This window comes from Clostridioides sp. LIBA-6622 (genome assembly GCF_056716095.1).
In genome coordinates, this window is the sequence record NZ_CP196998.1 from 702,184 (window position 1) to 719,277 (window position 17,094).

The 17,094-nt window shown below is 26.7% G+C and carries 12 protein-coding genes; 5 read left to right on the top strand and 7 right to left on the bottom strand.

Annotation, left to right across the window (positions count from 1 at the left end; genetic code table 11):
* Nucleotides 1–913: 913 nt before the first annotated feature.
* The 3 genes from ACTG47_RS03565 (at nt 914) to ACTG47_RS03575 (ending at nt 9,503) form a co-directional block, all read left to right on the top strand.
* On the top strand, nt 914–1,468 hold the full coding sequence (locus tag ACTG47_RS03565) for a sigma-70 family RNA polymerase sigma factor (RefSeq protein WP_169470431.1): 555 nt from the start codon (nt 914–916) through the stop codon (nt 1,466–1,468).
* Between the two features lie 330 nt (nt 1,469–1,798).
* Nucleotides 1,799–8,899 carry a glycosylating toxin TcdB gene (gene tcdB, locus ACTG47_RS03570; RefSeq protein ID WP_479926139.1) on the top strand — a complete coding sequence of 2,367 codons (7,101 nt, stop codon included), beginning with the start codon at nt 1,799–1,801 and terminating at the stop codon, nt 8,897–8,899.
* 124 nt (nt 8,900–9,023) lie between these two features.
* Nucleotides 9,024–9,503 carry a phage holin family protein gene (locus ACTG47_RS03575; protein ID WP_169470433.1) on the top strand — a complete coding sequence of 160 codons (480 nt, stop codon included), beginning with the start codon at nt 9,024–9,026 and terminating at the stop codon, nt 9,501–9,503.
* A 297-nt stretch (nt 9,504–9,800) separates the two neighbouring features.
* Here ACTG47_RS03575 and ACTG47_RS03580 read toward each other — a convergent pair whose 3' ends face one another.
* The 7 genes from ACTG47_RS03580 to ACTG47_RS03610 all read right to left on the bottom strand — a co-directional run bounded on the left by ACTG47_RS03580 (nt 9,801) and on the right by ACTG47_RS03610 (nt 14,730).
* Nucleotides 9,801–10,070, bottom strand: coding sequence for a DUF3795 domain-containing protein (locus tag ACTG47_RS03580; RefSeq protein ID WP_479926140.1), 270 nt, complete (start codon nt 10,068–10,070; stop codon nt 9,801–9,803).
* 131 nt (nt 10,071–10,201) lie between these two features.
* A complete protein-coding gene (locus ACTG47_RS03585) occupies nt 10,202–10,714 on the bottom strand; it encodes a GNAT family N-acetyltransferase (protein WP_479926141.1) in 513 nt (170 codons plus the stop codon).
* A gap of 308 nt (nt 10,715–11,022) precedes the next feature.
* Nucleotides 11,023–11,730 carry a hypothetical protein gene (locus ACTG47_RS03590; RefSeq protein WP_479926142.1) on the bottom strand — a complete coding sequence of 236 codons (708 nt, stop codon included), beginning with the start codon at nt 11,728–11,730 and terminating at the stop codon, nt 11,023–11,025.
* Between the two features lie 79 nt (nt 11,731–11,809).
* Nucleotides 11,810–11,986 (bottom strand): hypothetical protein, encoded by a 177-nt coding sequence (locus ACTG47_RS03595; protein ID WP_479926143.1) that lies wholly within the window; start codon nt 11,984–11,986, stop codon nt 11,810–11,812.
* Nucleotides 11,987–12,305: 319 nt separating this feature from the next.
* Nucleotides 12,306–13,043, bottom strand: coding sequence for an ABC transporter permease (locus tag ACTG47_RS03600; protein ID WP_479926144.1), 738 nt, complete (start codon nt 13,041–13,043; stop codon nt 12,306–12,308).
* Nucleotides 13,044–13,054: 11 nt separating this feature from the next.
* Complete coding sequence (locus ACTG47_RS03605; RefSeq protein ID WP_479926145.1) at nt 13,055–13,816, bottom strand: ABC transporter permease; 762 nt, start codon at nt 13,814–13,816, stop codon at nt 13,055–13,057.
* Nucleotides 13,816–14,730: an ABC transporter ATP-binding protein gene (locus tag ACTG47_RS03610; RefSeq protein WP_479926146.1), complete on the bottom strand. Its 915-nt coding sequence runs from the start codon at nt 14,728–14,730 to the stop codon at nt 13,816–13,818. Before ACTG47_RS03610 ends, ACTG47_RS03605 begins: the two co-directional genes overlap by 1 nt.
* A gap of 171 nt (nt 14,731–14,901) precedes the next feature.
* Between ACTG47_RS03610 and ACTG47_RS03615 the strand changes: the two genes are divergently transcribed.
* Together ACTG47_RS03615 and ACTG47_RS03620 are read left to right on the top strand one after the other, a co-directional pair.
* Nucleotides 14,902–15,609, top strand: a complete 708-nt coding sequence (locus tag ACTG47_RS03615; RefSeq protein ID WP_479926147.1) for a response regulator transcription factor — start codon at nt 14,902–14,904, stop codon at nt 15,607–15,609.
* A gap of 42 nt (nt 15,610–15,651) precedes the next feature.
* Nucleotides 15,652–17,058 carry a sensor histidine kinase gene (locus ACTG47_RS03620; protein ID WP_479926148.1) on the top strand — a complete coding sequence of 469 codons (1,407 nt, stop codon included), beginning with the start codon at nt 15,652–15,654 and terminating at the stop codon, nt 17,056–17,058.
* Nucleotides 17,059–17,094: the final 36 nt, after the last annotated feature.

The following is a 17,094-nucleotide window of genomic DNA, read 5'->3' on the forward strand; positions in this document are numbered from 1 at the left end:
TACTTGAAAAAAATATTATTATTCATTTACCTTAATATCATATCCTCTTTTGCTTATATTCTAAAAATCTTTTGATATATAGTATTCATACTAATTCAAAATTTATCTCAATTCTTTATATAACATTTTAAACTCTCATATATAAATATATTTAAAAGAGATTATTAAAAAATATCTTAATTCATAGCTATTATTAAAAAGCATTTAACTTAAATTAAAAAAATTGAAATTTTATATATACTTTAAAATAATTTTCTGAATAATATATGAAATGCTTTAAGTTAGTTAATAATAAAAAATTATTGGTGAATTTTGCAATAAAACATGTTAAAAAATAGATATTAAATTGTTAAAAAAATAATTAAATTTATCTTAATTAAATTAAGTATTATAAATATAGACTTATATTCAAATTTTATGAAATATACTATTTTAGTACTTAAAATGTTTATTTCAGATAATTTTTAATTTAATAATTAATTAAAGCAAATATATGTATGTAGTAAATTTTATCCTATTTTTTAACCTAATTTTAGAGTATATATTAGTTAAACAATTATATTATTATAATTGAAAAATAGGCTTATTTTAGTTCTAGACAAGAAAGAATAAAATGAAAATTCTGAAAAAAGAAAGGCATATCTGAAAATATATTATATAATCTTTTTGCATTCTGCTTAAATAAAACGATTTGTTTTTACAATACTTTATTATTAGAAAAATTTCTGCTAAAATACTTTATTTATTAGAAAAATATTATCAAATTAATTACTAAATTTACTTATTATCAATAAAAATTTCTCGATATAACTCCATTTATTTTTTGATTCTACAATTATAATGCCAGATTTTACATGAATGTTGTCAAAATTTAAGAAAAATCATCATTATAACTATAAGAGGGGATGATTTTATGCAAAAGTCTTTTTATGAATTAATTGTTTTGTCAAGAAGTAACTCAGTTGATAATTTGCAGGAACTTTTATTTATGTTTAAACCGCTAATAAAAAAACTTAGTAGGCTTTTACATTACGAAGAGGGAGAGACAGACTTAATAATATTTTTTATTGAGCTAGTAAAAAATATTAATTTAAAGAATTTCACAAAAAAAAGTGATGCTGCTATAGTCAAATATATTCATAAATCATTATTAAATAAGACCTTTGAATTATCTAGAAGATATTCTAAAACAAAGTTTAAGTTTGTCGAATTTGACGAAAATATGCTTAATATGAAAAATAACTATCAAAATAGGTGTGTTTTTGAAGAAGATATTTGTTTTTGTGAATATGTTTTGAAAGAATTATCTGGTATTCAAAGAAAAGTTATTTTTTATAAATATTTAAAAGGATATTCTGATAAAGATATATCAGTGAAATTAAAAATATCGAGGCAAGCTGTTAATAAAGCTAAAAATAGAGCTTTTAAAAAAATAAAAAAAGACTATGAGAATTATTTTGATTTTTAATTAATGTGTTTAAAGTAATACTTGTACATATAAATCAGATTTTAAAATTAATATTGATGTAAAACTGACAATTTAATTTGGGAATAACTTAATTTTTATATTACAACTACAGAAATGTTTACATATTTATCTAAAACAACATCCTTATTCAATAGAAGAGCAAATTAATCAGCTGAACATCTTCAATTTAAAATGTTAGGAAGTGAATGTATATGAAAGTTTAAATTAAGATTAATATACTTTACAAATAGAAAGGAGGATATATAATATAATTTTATCGTTTAGATGTGGAATAATCCAATAAAAATAAATAGTAAAGGAGAAATTTTTATGAGCTTAGTTAACAGAAAGCAATTAGAAAAAATGGCGAATGTAAAATTTCGTATTCAGGAAGATGAATATATAGCAATATTAGATTCATTAGAAGAGTATCACAATATGTCAGAAAATACTGTAGTTGAAAAATATCTAAAGTTAAAAGATATAAACAGTTTAACAGATACTTATATAGATACATATAAAAAATCTGGGCGAAATAAAGCCTTAAAAAAATTTAAAGAATATTTAGTTACAGAGGTATTAGAACTAAAAAGTAGTAATGTAGTTCCAGTTGAGAAAAATTTACACTTCGTGTGGATTGGAGGGAAAATAAATGATACTGCTATTAATTATATAAATCAATGGAAAGATGTAAATAGCGATTATAATGTTAATGTATTCTATGATAGCAATGCATTTTTGATAAACACATTAAAGAAGACTATAGTGGATTCAGCAACAAATGAAACACTTGAATCATTTAGAGAAAATTTAGATGATCCTAGATTTGACTATAATAAATTTTACAGAAAACGTATGGAGATAATCTATGATAAACAGAAAAATTTCATAAATTACTATAAATCTCAAAGAGAAGAGAATCCTGACCTTATAATTGATGATATTGTAAAGACATATCTTTCAAATGAGTATTCAAAAGATATAGATGAACTTAATGCTTATATTGAAGAGTCATTAAATAAAGTTACAGAAAATAGTGGGAATGATGTTAGAAACTTTGAAGAATTTAAAGGTGGAGAGTTATTTAACTTATATGAACAAGAGTTGGTAGAAAGATGGAATTTGGCTGCTGCTTCTGACATATTAAGAGTATCTGCCTTAAAAGAAGTTGGTGGTGTGTATTTAGATGTTGATATGTTACCAGGAATACAACCAGACTTATTTGAGTCTATAGAGAAACCTAGTTCAGTAACAGTGGATTTTTGGGAAATGGCAAAATTAGAAGCTATAATGAAATACAAAGAATACATACCAGGATATACTTCAGAGCATTTTGATATGTTGGATGAAGAAGTTCAAAGTAGTTTTGAATCTGTTCTAGCTTCTAAGTCAGATAAGTCAGAAATATTCTCATCACTTGGTGATATGGAGGCATCACCACTAGAAGTTAAAATTGCATTTAATAGTAAAGGTATTATAAATCAAGGGCTAATTTCTGTTAAAGACTCATATTGTAGTAATTTAATAGTAAAACAAATCGAGAACAGATATAAGATATTGAATAATAGTTTAAATCCAGCTATTAGTGAGGATAACGATTTTAATACTACAACGAATACTTTTATTGACAGTATAATGGCTGAAGCTAATGCGGATAATGGTAGATTTATGATGGAACTAGGAAAATATTTAAGAGTTGGTTTTTTCCCAGATGTCAAAACTACTATTAACTTAAGTGGACCTGAAGCATATGCGGCAGCTTATCAAGATTTATTAATGTTTAAAGAATACAGTATGAATATCCATTTACTAGAATCTGACTTAAGAAACTTTGAAATTTCTAAAACTAATATTTCTCAATCAACTGAACAAGAAATGGCTAGCTTATGGTCATTTGATGATGCAAGAGCTAAAGCTCAATTTCAAGAATACAAAAGAAATTATTTTGAAGGAGCACTTGGAGAAGATGATAATCTTGATTTTTCTGAAAATACAGTGTTTGACAAAGAATATATTTTAGAAAAAATATCTTCATCTACAAGAAGTTCAGAAAGAGGATATGTTCATTATATTGTTCAATTACAAGGAGATAAAATTAGCTATGAAGCAGCATGTAACTTATTTGCAAAAAATCCTTATGATAGCATACTATTTCAAAAGAATATAGAAGATTCAACTATAGCATATTACTATAATCCTGCAGATGGTGAGATACAAGAAATTGATAGGTATAGAATTCCAGATATAATCTCTGATAGACCTAAGATTAAATTAACTTTTATTGGTCATGGTAAATCTGAGTTTAATACTGATATATTTGCAGACTTTGATGTAGATTCATTAGCTTCAGAAATAGAAACAGTAATAGATTTAGCTAAGACTGATATTTCTCCTAAAGCAATAGAAATAAACTTACTGGGATGTAATATGTTTAGCTACTCTATCAACGTAGAAGAGACTTATCCTGGAAAATTATTACTTAAAGTTAAAGATAAAGTATCAGAATTATTGCCATCTATAAATCAAGACTCTATTATAGTAAGTGCAAATCAATATGAAGTTAGAATAAATAGTGAAGGAAGAAGAGAATTATTAGATCATTCTGGTGAATGGATAAATAAAGAAGAGAGTATTATAAAGGATATTTCATCAAAAGAATATATATCATTTAATCCTCAAGAAAATAAAATTATAGTAAAATCTAAAAATTTACCTAAGTTATCTACATTATTACAAGAAATTAGAAATAATTCTAATTCAGGTGATATTGAACTAGAAGAAAAAGTAATGCTAGCAGAATGTGAGATAAGTGTTGTTTCAGATATAGATACACAAGTGGTGGAAGAAAGAATTGAAGAAGCTAAAAATTTAACTTCCGATTCTATTAATTATATAAAGAATGAATTTAAACTAATAGAATCTATTTCTGATGCGCTATACGACTTAAAACAACAGAATGAATTAGAAGATTCTCATTTTATATCTTTTGAAGACATATCAGAGACAGATGAAGGATTTAGTATAAGATTTATTGATAAAGAAACTGGAGAATCTATATTTGTAGAAACTGAAAAGACAATATTCTCTGAGTATGCTAATCATATAACTGAAGAAATTTCTAAGGTAAAAGGTACTATATTTGATACTGTAAATGGGAAGTTAGTAAAAAAAGTAAATTTAGATGCTACACATGAAGTAAATACTTTAAATGCTGCATTTTTTATACAATCATTAATCGGATATAATAGTTCTAAAGAATCTCTTAGTAATTTAAGTGTAGCAATGAAAGTTCAAGTTTATGCTCAATTATTTAGTACTGGTTTAAATACTATTACAGATGCGGCTAAAGTTGTTGAATTAGTATCAACTGCACTAGACGAAACTATAGATTTACTTCCTACATTATCTGAAGGATTACCTATAATTGCTACTATTATAGATGGTGTAAGTCTAGGCGCATCAATTAAAGAGTTAAGTGAAACAAGTGACCCATTATTAAGACAAGAGATAGAAGCAAAAATAGGTATAATGGCAGTAAATTTAACAGCAGCTACAACTGCAATCATTACTTCAGCTTTAGGAATAGCAAGTGGATTTAGTATACTTTTAGTTCCTCTAGCGGGAATATCAGCAGGGGTACCAAGTTTAGTAAATAATGAACTTGTCTTAAGAGATAAAGCAACAAAAGTTGTAGATTATTTTAGTCATATTTCATTAGCTGAGTCTGAAGGAGCATTTACTTTATTAGAGGATAAAATAATGATGTTACAAGATGACTTAGTAATATCAGAAATAGACTTCAATAACAATTCAATCACTTTAGGTAAATGTGAAATATGGAGAATGGAAGGTGGTTCAGGTCATACTGTAACTGATGATATAGATCACTTCTTTTCATCACCATCAATAACATATAGAGAACCACATTTATCTATATATGATGTATTAGAAGTTAAAAAAGAAGAACTTGATTTGTCAAAAGATTTAATGGTATTACCTAATGCTCCAAATAGAGTATTTGGCTGGGAAACAGGATGGACACCAGGTTTAAGAGGCTTAGAAAATGATGGTACAAAACTGTTAGACCGTATAAGAGATTATTATGAAGGACAGTTTTATTGGAGATTTTACGCTTTTGTAGCTGATGCTTTAATAACAACATTAAAACCAAGATATGAAGATACTAATGTAAGAATAAGTTTAGACAGTAATACTAGAAGCTTTATAGTTCCAGTGATAACTACAGAATATATAAGAGAAAAATTATCATATTCTTTTTATGGTTCAGGAGGAACTTATGCATTATCTCTTTCTCAATATAATATGAATATAAACATAGAATTAAATGAAAATGATACTTGGGTTATAGATGTTGATAATGTTGTAAGAGATGTCACTATAGAATCTGATAAAATTAAAAAAGGAGATTTAGTAGAAAATATTTTATCTAAATTAAGTATTGAAGAAAATAAAATTATTTTAGATAATCATGAAATTAATTTCTCTGGAACATTAAATGGAGGTAATGGATTCGTATCTTTAACATTCTCAATTTTAGAAGGAATAAATGCAGTTATAGAGGTTGATTTATTATCTAAATCATATAAAGTTCTTGTTTCTGGTGAACTAAAGACATTGATGGAAAATTCAAATTCTGTTCAACAGAAAATGGATTATATAGGATTGAATAGTGAAGTACAAAAAAATATACCTTATAGTTTTACAGATGATAAAGGAAAAGAAAATGGATTTATTAATTGTTCTACAAAAGAAGGTTTATTTGTATCTGAATTATCTGATGTAGTTCTTATAAGTAAAGTTTATATGGATGATAGTAAACCTTCATTTGGATATTATAGTGATGATTTGAAGGATGTTAAAGTTATAACTAAAGATGATGTTATTATATTAACAGGATATTATTTAAAAGATGATATAAAAATCTCTCTTTCTTTTACTATACAAGATGAAAATACTATAAAACTAAATGGAGTATATTTAGATGAAAATGGAGTAGCTGAAATATTGAAATTTATGAATAAAAAAGGTAGTACAAATACTTCAGATTCTTTAATGAGCTTTTTAGAAAGTATGAATATAAAAAGTATTTTTATAAATTTTGTACAATCTAATGTTAAGCTTATATTAGATACTAATTTTATAATAAATGGTACTACTTCTATTGGTCAATTTGAGTTTATTTGTGATAAGGATAATAATATACAACCATATTTCATTAAATTTAATACACTAGAAACTAAATACACTTTATATGTAGGTAATAGAGAAAATATGATAGTAGAGCCAAATTATAATTTAGATGATTCTGGAGATATATCTTCAACTGTCATTAATTTCTCTCAGAAATATCTTTATGGAATAGATAGTTGTATTAATAAAGTTATAATTTCACCAAATATATACACAGATGAAATAAATATAACACCTGTATATGAAGCAAATAATACTTATCCAGAAGTAATTGTATTAGATGCAAATTATATAAGTGAAAAGATAAATATTAATATCAATGATTTATCTATACGATATGTATGGAGTAATGATGGAAGTGATTTTATTCTTATGTCAACTAATGAAGAGGATAAGGTATCACAAATCAAAATAAGATTTACTAATGTTTTTAAAGGTAATACTATGTCAGATAAGTTATCTTTTAATTTTAGTGATAAGCAAGATGTATCTATAAGTAAAATTATTTCAACATTTACACCTTCATATTATAGAGAGAATTTACTTAATTATGATTTAGGTATGATTTCTTTATATAATGAGAAATTCTATATTAATAATTTTGGAATGATGGTGTCTGGATTAGTATATATTAATGATTCATTATATTATTTCAAGCCACCATTAAAGAACTTGATAACTGGATTTACAACTATAGGCGATGATAAATACTACTTTAATCCAGATAATGGTGGAGCTGCTTCAGTTGGAGAAACAATAATTGATGGCAAAAACTACTATTTCAGCCAAAATGGAGTGTTACAAACAGGCGTATTTAGTACAGAAGATGGATTTAAATATTTTGCCCCAGCAAATACACTTGATGAAAATCTAGAAGGAGAAGCAATTGATTTTACTGGCAAACTAACTATCGACGAAAATGTTTATTATTTTGGAGATAATTATAGAGCAGCTATAGAATGGCAAACATTAGATGATGAAATGTATTATTTTAGCACAGAGACAGGTAGAGCTTTTAAAGGACTAAATCAAATAGGTGATGATAAATTCTATTTCAACTCTGATGGTATTATGCAAAAAGGATTTGTTAATATAAATGATAAGACATTCTATTTTGATGATTCTGGTGTGATGAAGTCAGGATATATTGAAATAGATGGGAAATATTTCTACTTTGCTGAGAATGGAGAAATGCAAATAGGAGTATTTAATACAACAGATGGATTTAAATATTTTGCTCATCAGGATGAAGATTTAGGAAATGAAGAAGGTGAAGCACTTTCATATTCTGGTATACTCAATTTTAATAATAAGATTTATTATTTTGATGATTCATTTACAGCAGTAGTTGGATGGAAAGATTTAGAAGATGGTTCAAAATACTACTTTAATGAAGACACAGCAGAAGCATATATAGGTATATCAATAATTAATGATGGTAAATATTATTTTAATGATTCTGGAATTATGCAAATTGGATTTGTCACTATAAATGATAAAGTATTTTATTTCTCTGATTCTGGAATAGTAGAATCTGGAATGCAAAATATAGATGATAATTATTTCTATATAGATGATAATGGTCTGGTTCAAATTGGTGTATTTGATACTTCAGATGGATATAAATACTTTGCACCAGCTAATACTGTAAATGATAATATTTATGGACAAGCAGTTGAATGTAGTGGTTTAGTTAGAGTTGGTGAAGATGTGTATTGTTTTGGAGAATCATATACAATTGAAACTGGATGGATATATGATATGGAAAACGAAAGTGACAAATATTATTTCGATTCAGAAACTAAAAAAGCATATAAAGGTATTAATGTAATTGATGATATAAAATATTATTTTGATGAGAATGGCATAATGAGAACAGGTCTTATATCATTTGAAAATAATCATTACTATTTCAATGCAGATGGCGAAATGCAATATGGTTATCTAAATATAGAAGATAAGATGTTTTATTTTAGTGAAGATGGTTTTATGCAGATTGGAGTATTTAATACACCAGATGGATTTAAATATTTTGCACATCAAAGTACTTTAGAGGAGAACTTTGAGGGGGAATCAATAAACTATACTGGTTGGTTAGATTTAGATGATAAAAAATACTATTTCACAGATGAATATATTGCAGCAACTGGTTCAGTTATAATTGATGATGAGGAATATTATTTTGATCCTGAAACAGCTGAATTAGTGGTTAGTGAATAAAATCAACTATATGATTCTATACTTGAATATAGAAAAATGATTAACCAAATAAAGTTTTCTATCTAAAATAGAGATTTAATAATAAAAAGGTGAACTATAGTTAACACACAGTAGTTCACCTTTTATGTCTTTAATAGTAGGGAAAATTTATCTTAATATAAAACTAGGAGGAATCATTAACATGACAACATCTTTTTTAGCAGATAATATATTTATAAAATTAGTGATTTTAACCATTTCATTTGATACGTTATTGGGATGCTTAAGTGCAATAAAAAATCATAAATTTAATTCGAGTCTTGGAATAGATGGAGGCATTAGAAAAGTAGCAATGATAGCATGTGTATTTTTTTTGTCAGTGCTTGATATACTTACAAGATTTAACTTCTTATTCATGCTACCACAAGACTGGATTAATTTTCTAGAATTAAATCACCTTGGGATATCTGAGTTTTTTTCGATTTTATTCATTTTATATGAAAGTGTAAGTATATTGAAAAATATGTATTTATGTGGATTACCTGTACCTAAGAAATTAAAAGAAAAAATAATAGCTTTATTAGATACAATAACAGATGAATTGAATGTTAAGGATGGAAAATAAGCAATGGGAGATATAATATTGATTGTTTATAAAAGTATAAGATACAATGGCAGATTAATTGAACGTTAGTGATAATGAGAAATAGTAAAACTACATATTACAGTAGATAATAAAAAATATCATAAATTACTTTAATTTAAAGTTTGTGTTGTAATCAATGTAAAACCTAATATCAATTGAAATAATAATTACTATAATATATAATTTTTTATAATAAAAGTGAATCTTATATAAGATTCACTTTTATTATTTAACAATCTAATTAGTAGATAGAACTTTTAAAATATATTAAGATAATTAATTAGAAACTGCCTCTTTAAGCCATTTCTTACACTGCTCAATATTTATCATAGGGTCAAAACCTTGGTCTTTCCCCTTATTTAAAAGCATATCACAAGGGAAAGTATCACATTCGCCACAATGATTAAGCTTCTTGTCTTCACAACAAGTTTTAACCTTACATTCTCCACCCCAAAATGGCTTTTCCATATTTGGACATCCAGTGCAATTTACTTGCTCTTTTCTTGTACAACTGTTACAACAGACACCACATCTTGATTCAAACATATTCAAACATCCTTTCTAGTCCCAGTATTATAAAATAAATTTAGACGACTTTACAATTTCAAAAAATTGATTTTAAGCCATCTAAATATTACACATAAGATTATTTTTTCTACTATCATAAACTATAAAGATTACTCAAAAAACTCCTTTGCATATTCTACAACACCAGAGATTCCTTGCAACCCACCTTCTAATAATTCTATAACCATGAAGTTTTCATCTGGCACTTCAAATGGAGCCTTTATATTAAATTTACTTGCTAGTTGATAACCAAACTTAGGATAATACTTGTCGTGACCTAAAACAACACAACCTCTATATCCTTTTTCCTTTGCTATTTTATGTCCCTCTTCAATTAGCTTTGTACCGACTTTTTTACCTTGCATACTAGGAGAAACCGATACAGGTGCTAATGTCAAAAGAACATCATTCCCAATTTTTATTTCTGTAAATAAGATATGACCGACAATATCCCCATCATATTCAGCTACTATTGAAAGTTCTGGAACGAAGTTATCACTATTTCTTAAATTATTAACAAGATTATGCTCATTGTGGTCAGAAACTTCTTCATTTTCAAAGGCAGACTTAATAACATCATACACTTTGCTTTTATCACTTTCTTTTTCTTGTCTAATTATCATTTTAATTGCACCTCTCAAGGTTAAATATTTATTCACCATATTCAATAATTTTTTAGTTATATTTAATTAACTTTCATTATATAATATAGTAGTCAGTTTCGCACTAAATCTTTAGTATATTATTAAATAAATTTAAATAATAATATTATTATGTACATTTATACATTTAAGTATATCAAGCATATAGTTTTTAAACAACAAACATGTAATTCTTAAACAACAAACATCTCGCCTTTAAATAACAAACATAGAATTCTTAAATAACAAATATATAGTTTTTAAATAAGCAGTAGAGTAGTGAGCCTCCATTATTTTTTATAATAAAAAACATTACACCAAGAATATTTATATCCTCTAATTTCTAACCATTCAGGGAATGAAATATCCTTATTAGTTTCATCATATTGAAACCATAAATCATACAACTCTTGATAATAAGTCTTTTCTTTTACATATTCACTATATGAATCTAAGTTTTCTTTATACATTGTAAGCAACTTGTCCATCTCATCTAAATCATATTTAATATTTTCTTCAGTATTTAGAATAAAGCTTTCTTGTATATGGTGGGATGCAAACCATAGTTCATCTATATACTTATTTAATAATAATTCTACAGATTTAATATCTTTATTATCTAACCTTAAAGCATCTTTTAACATATTTTCAGAAGAGTAGTATGTATATTCATCACTATTCAAAAAAATAGGAATATCTAATTGGTATCCCCATCTAAGAAAAGGCATTTCCTCATTTAAAATAGCCTTTTTAACTATTGGAAAAATCAACTTAACAATTAGAGGTTGCTGGAATGTTTTTATATTATTCTTATCAAAACGTTCCTTACAAATATATGTAATAAAGTGTTTCTGTTTACTTTCAGGTAATGTCAATATGTATTCAATCATAAGGTCTAGCTTTTTGTTTGCTAATTTTTTAAGGCCACTATTTCTTGTGTTTGCATATTCATTCCAAAGAGTTGTTATTTTGCTATCTTCATAATCTATAGTATTCATTAATTGCCTCCCAATAATATTAAAACTCTTTGCGAGTCATATAATTATGTCTAAATATATAATTATGTAAATAAGCTTATTACCATGTATCAGGAATTAAATTCCAGATTACAACTATAGTAATAAGTATTAGTGATAAAGTAACTGAGGATGTAACCAATATTGGCTTATTTTTTTTTATAATACCCACAAATATACCCACTGTTAACAGCAGTACTAATAAAAGGATTACTAAACTAAATCCAAATGCAAACATATTTATATGCCCTCCTCATAAAAATATATATAAGCTTTTCCTGTATTTTACCATATTACACAATGAAAGTCATTTCTTAACACTAAATATTTTAAAGTTACATATAAATAATCATGATAAAAAATAAAATTATATAGCCTTAATTTAATAATTACTTTATAAAAATAAATATACAATGTGCAAATAAATATAATATATAATAAGTAAACCATCTACTTATAATTCAAATATAATTAAATAAAATAAATACTTGAATTGTAATAGATGGTTTTTATTCTAAATCTTTATTATTATATATTTGATTCTAATATATTGTGCATTAAGAAATAACATCATTTTTCTTAAAATATCTATTGGCAATTTCAGAAAACACTATGGTAGTAATGAATGCAACACATATTGAAACTATAGTATCATTAATATTTAAAGCAGATTGCTTTATAATCCCCATTGCACTTCCTAGCATAGAGTAAGGGAAAAATATACCAATAGAAGGCTTAGCTACCAGTAACCCCATACCAAATAAAGAAAGGCAAAGGCTAATTCCGATAGGAGTTGCAAAACTTCTAATCTTAATAGACATATATAGTTGTATAGAAGCTATTGAAATAGAAATAATCCAACCTTTAACAATCCAACCAGTAAGTTCTTTAGGGATACTATCAGGAAAAGCAAACATATTTCCTGCAACTATGTAAAAGATAACAAAGACAATTTGAGTAATAGCTGTAAGCATTGAAATTACTGCAAGCTTAGATAAAAATATATTTTTTAGATTGACTGGTAATGTCATTATATTATTCCAGTTGTGATTCATATGTTCAAGCCTACAAATATATGCACAAAAGATTGCTATTAAGATAGGAAAGAAAAATTCCCCATAAAAAAGACTAACTTGAGTCCATAAGCTATACCATTGTTTTGTGAGTATACCTTGATTTAGATAAAAGTTACCACAACCAATCAAGACACTTATAAGTGGTAAAGCTATCAATACATACCATATAAAAGAATTTTTTAACTTTAGGATTTCTCCTAAGACTGCTTTCCTTAACATTTAAACCCCTCCTATAATTCTTTTTTTAATAGATAATTTCTTCCAATATAATAGATTAACATTCCAATTAAGAAGATTATAATGGTAATTAAAAGATTCATATCAATTCTGTAGACAGATGGTCCACTGACATTGTCATATGCATAGTTCAAAGGAGATAATTCCAAGTAATAAGACCATATAAATAATCTACGAATACCCTTATAAAATAATCCTGATGTTAAACCTATAAAACTACCTACCATACCAAATGTAATTGCAATCATCTGATTTGGGATTACAGTTGCAATCCATAGGTGTAGTGCGATTATAGTGATGCTTACAAGTATTGTTCCAAATGTATATTTTAAAAGTAAAAGTATGGAGAAGGGTTCAATCATATTTTTGAAATATCCAAACAGTATAATAGACAACACTTGCATCAATACGGACATCGATATTAAGATAGTAGAGCATAAGAATTTAGAGAAATAGATACTATTTAATGGTGCTACAGAAGATTTTAAAAGTTTCCACGTATCTCCCTTATGTTCTATATCACTTATACGTGATGTGATTATTGATATCAAAATAGGAAAGAATAAACCATTTAAACTTACAAAGCTCATTATAATATATGAATATTCAAATCCACTTAATGTACCTGGATTACGTGTAATGGCTCTATTTGAGTTCATGATGCACCACAATATTTCGACAACTACAAATAAAAATGTCATCAAAAAAAGTTTTTTTCTTCTAAGTTTGTAAAATTCTAGACCAAGATATTTCATTATAAAGTCACCGCCTTACCAGTAAGTTCTAGGAATATATCTTCCAAGCTCTTTTTATGTTCCTCTATTCTGAATACATCAATGTTTGAATTGACAAGCATGCTATTTACTTTGGCTACATCTGAGTCATTTAAATTTTCAATAGTCAAGTATCCATTTTGTATAAGTGACATGTATCCTTTATTGTTCAATAGTTTTTGCGTAGATACAATGTTTTGCGTTTTGATAGCAATGTGACTTTGACCTCTATCATGAAGTTCTTTTATACTATCTTGAAAAACAAGTTCGCCATGATTTATTATTCCTATTGATGTGGCAATCTGGTCAATTTCACTCAAAAGATGGCTAGAGATTAGAACTGTCATACCATATTTTTCAGGAAGTGACTTTATTAATTCTCTAATTTCCTCAATTCCTGCGGGGTCAAGCCCATTTGTAGGTTCGTCAAGTATTAATAATTTAGGAAACTTCATTATAGCCATAGCAATACCAAGGCGTTGTTTCATACCTAAAGAGTATTGACTAACTTTTTTATCCTTTTGATTTTCTAGTCTTACTATTTTCAGTGCTTCATTCACATTTTTTTTAGGTAAGTCTAAGAGTTTTTGCATGATAGTCATGTTTTCAAGACCTGTCAAATGTCCATAATATGATGGAGATTCTATCAATGAGCCAATATCCTTCAAAATTGATATTCTGTTCTTATCATTTAATTCCTTATCTAAAATATTAATATTTCCTTGTGTAGGTTTTGCAAGTCCAAGTAGCATTTTAAGTGTGGTAGATTTACCTGCTCCATTAGGACCTAGAAAGCCATATACAGCACCTTTTGGAACTCTTAAATCTATATCCCTTACTCTAAATATTTTATTGTATTCCTTTGAAAGTCTTTGTGTTTTAATTATCATTTCCATATATTTCATCCCCTTTTTTTATCTATGTTTATTGTTTCTTTTAGCTTATATTAGTATAATAACTTGACTACATTTCATATAGCTGACGTTTACCTTACAATAACCTTAAATAGTCCATTGGGTCTAAGTCATAAAAAATGGTATATGATATACTAAAAAAGGGTGATGGTTATGGAATCAATAAAAGATAAAAAAATACTTGTGGTGGATGACCACAAAGAATTATTAAAAATGATAGATGAAATCCTAAGAAAAGAGGGGTTTAATAGAATATTTTTAGCATCTAGTTATGAGGAGGCTATTAGAGTATTTAAAAATATAAAGCCAGATTGTGCGATTTTAGATGTTGTATTACCAGATGGAGATGGATTTTCTATTATGAGAAAAATTAGAGAGACATCTAAGATACCAGTTATTTTTCTTTCTGCAAGAGGTGAAGATGAGGATAGATTGATTGGTTTAGGTCTAGGGGCTGATGATTATATAGTAAAGCCATTTTTACCAAAGGAACTTACATTAAGACTTGTGGGCATATTAAATCGTGTATATGTGCATATAGAAGAAGAGGAGTTGCCAGTATTTAGATTGGGAGATTCTGTTGTTGTGAATTTAAATAGTGCATGTGTTGAAAAGGATGGGCAAGAAATTTCTTTAACAGCTAAAGAGCATTCATTGCTTTTAAAGTTGTATGAAAATAAAGGTAGAATTGTTACTAGTGATTCACTATGTCAAGCTATTTGGGGAGATGATATGTATGGATATGAAAATACTCTTATGGTTCATATTAGAAGGGCTAGAGAAAAGATAGAAAAGACTCCATCTTCTCCTAAGCATCTTCTTACAGTAAGAGGGCTTGGATATAAGTTGATTATTAATTAATTTTAGATAAGAATGAAAGAAGTCAAGAGGAGTGAGTTAATTTTGGATAGTGTAAAGTATATATTAAGACGATTTATAGGTTCAAGTATCTTGATTTCATTACTTTTTATTGTATTAAATATCTTAGGTTTATTTACATTTTCATATGTGACATTTGTATCCAAATATTCTAGTGATTTGAATGAAAGTGAGAGTAAGGAAATAAGAACAAATTTGGCAATGCTTGAAGATAAATTAATTTTAAAAGATGGGAAGTTTACTCTAGATGATTCTAGTAAAGAAGTTTTACATAGTAATAAAGTTTGGGCAATGTTAATTGATGAAAATGGAGAGAGAGTATGGGGCTTTGACTTGCCAAAAGAAATTCCAGACCATTATACCTTGACAGATGTAGCTAAGTTTTCTAGGTTCTTTTTAAAAGATTATCCTGTGTATGTATGGGAACATCCAAATGGAACATTAGTAACAGGGTATCCAAAAGATAAATATACTAAATTCAATCTTACCTATACTATTGATGAAATAAATCAATTTCCTATGTTAATAATAGGTATGCTTTTATTTAATGCAATAATTACATTTTTACTAGCCTTGTTTATAGGATTAAAAATGGTTAAATCTATAAAACCAATTATCACTGGTATAAAGCTTATGTCAAAGGGTGAGCCAGTAGTTCTCCAAAAAAAAGGAATACTAAGTGATATTTCAAAATCTATTAATACTGTATCTAAAGAGTTGCAAATGAAAAATGAAAGGCTTAGAAAAAAAGAAGAAGCTAGGACTAATTGGATTGCAGGAATATCTCATGATATAAGAACACCACTTTCAATGATAATTGGATATTCTGGAGAGCTTGAAGAAAGTAGCAGTCTTTCTCAAAGAGAGCAGGAGCAAGCATCTATCATATGTAATCAAGGAATTAAGATTAGAGAATTGATAAATGACCTTAATTTAGTGTCTAAACTTGAATATAATATGCAGCCATTAAATTGTATCAATATTAGAGTTTCTGTGTTTTTGAGAGAGCTTGTTTCTGAATTTATAAATAACAATTTGGATAATGATTTTTATATAGAGCTTGATATATTGAATGAAGATATCACTATAAATGCAGATAAAAAATTGTTAAAGAGAGCTATTAGTAATTTAATACAAAATAGTATAACTCATAACCAACAAGGATGTAATATAAAGGTGATTTCTAAATCAGATTTGGAGTTTTGTTATATAATTGTTGAAGATGATGGAAAAGGAATGAGTCAAGAAAAGATTAACTATTTATTAAAATCTCAAAATGGCTTAAGTGAAGCCTATGCTAAAGGTCAAAATCATGGTCTAGGTCTTTTGATTGTGGCAGGTATTATCAATGCACATGAGGGTAAGTTAGATATTATGAGTATTGATTGTCAAGGAATAAAAACAATCTTAAAATTACCACTGATTAAGTAATGTTTTATAAAATAATAATAGATAAGAATGAAAAAT

Excerpts from the sequence above, each read along its gene's own strand:
- ACTG47_RS03580 (WP_479926140.1), bottom strand. The coding sequence starts at position 10,070 with ATGTTTGAATCAAGATGTGGTGTCTGTTGTAACAGTTGTACAAGAAAA.
- ACTG47_RS03605 (WP_479926145.1), bottom strand. The coding sequence starts at position 13,816 with ATGAAATATCTTGGTCTAGAATTTTACAAACTTAGAAGAAAAAAACTT.
- ACTG47_RS03615 (WP_479926147.1), top strand. The coding sequence starts at position 14,902 with ATGGAATCAATAAAAGATAAAAAAATACTTGTGGTGGATGACCACAAA.
- ACTG47_RS03600 (WP_479926144.1), bottom strand. The coding sequence starts at position 13,043 with ATGTTAAGGAAAGCAGTCTTAGGAGAAATCCTAAAGTTAAAAAATTCT.
- ACTG47_RS03565 (WP_169470431.1), top strand. The coding sequence starts at position 914 with ATGCAAAAGTCTTTTTATGAATTAATTGTTTTGTCAAGAAGTAACTCA.
- ACTG47_RS03575 (WP_169470433.1), top strand. The coding sequence starts at position 9,024 with ATGTCTTTAATAGTAGGGAAAATTTATCTTAATATAAAACTAGGAGGA.
- ACTG47_RS03585 (WP_479926141.1), bottom strand. The coding sequence starts at position 10,714 with ATGATAATTAGACAAGAAAAAGAAAGTGATAAAAGCAAAGTGTATGAT.
- ACTG47_RS03595 (WP_479926143.1), bottom strand. The coding sequence starts at position 11,986 with ATGTTTGCATTTGGATTTAGTTTAGTAATCCTTTTATTAGTACTGCTG.
- ACTG47_RS03590 (WP_479926142.1), bottom strand. The coding sequence starts at position 11,730 with ATGAATACTATAGATTATGAAGATAGCAAAATAACAACTCTTTGGAAT.
- tcdB (WP_479926139.1), top strand. The coding sequence starts at position 1,799 with ATGAGCTTAGTTAACAGAAAGCAATTAGAAAAAATGGCGAATGTAAAA.
- ACTG47_RS03610 (WP_479926146.1), bottom strand. The coding sequence starts at position 14,730 with ATGGAAATGATAATTAAAACACAAAGACTTTCAAAGGAATACAATAAA.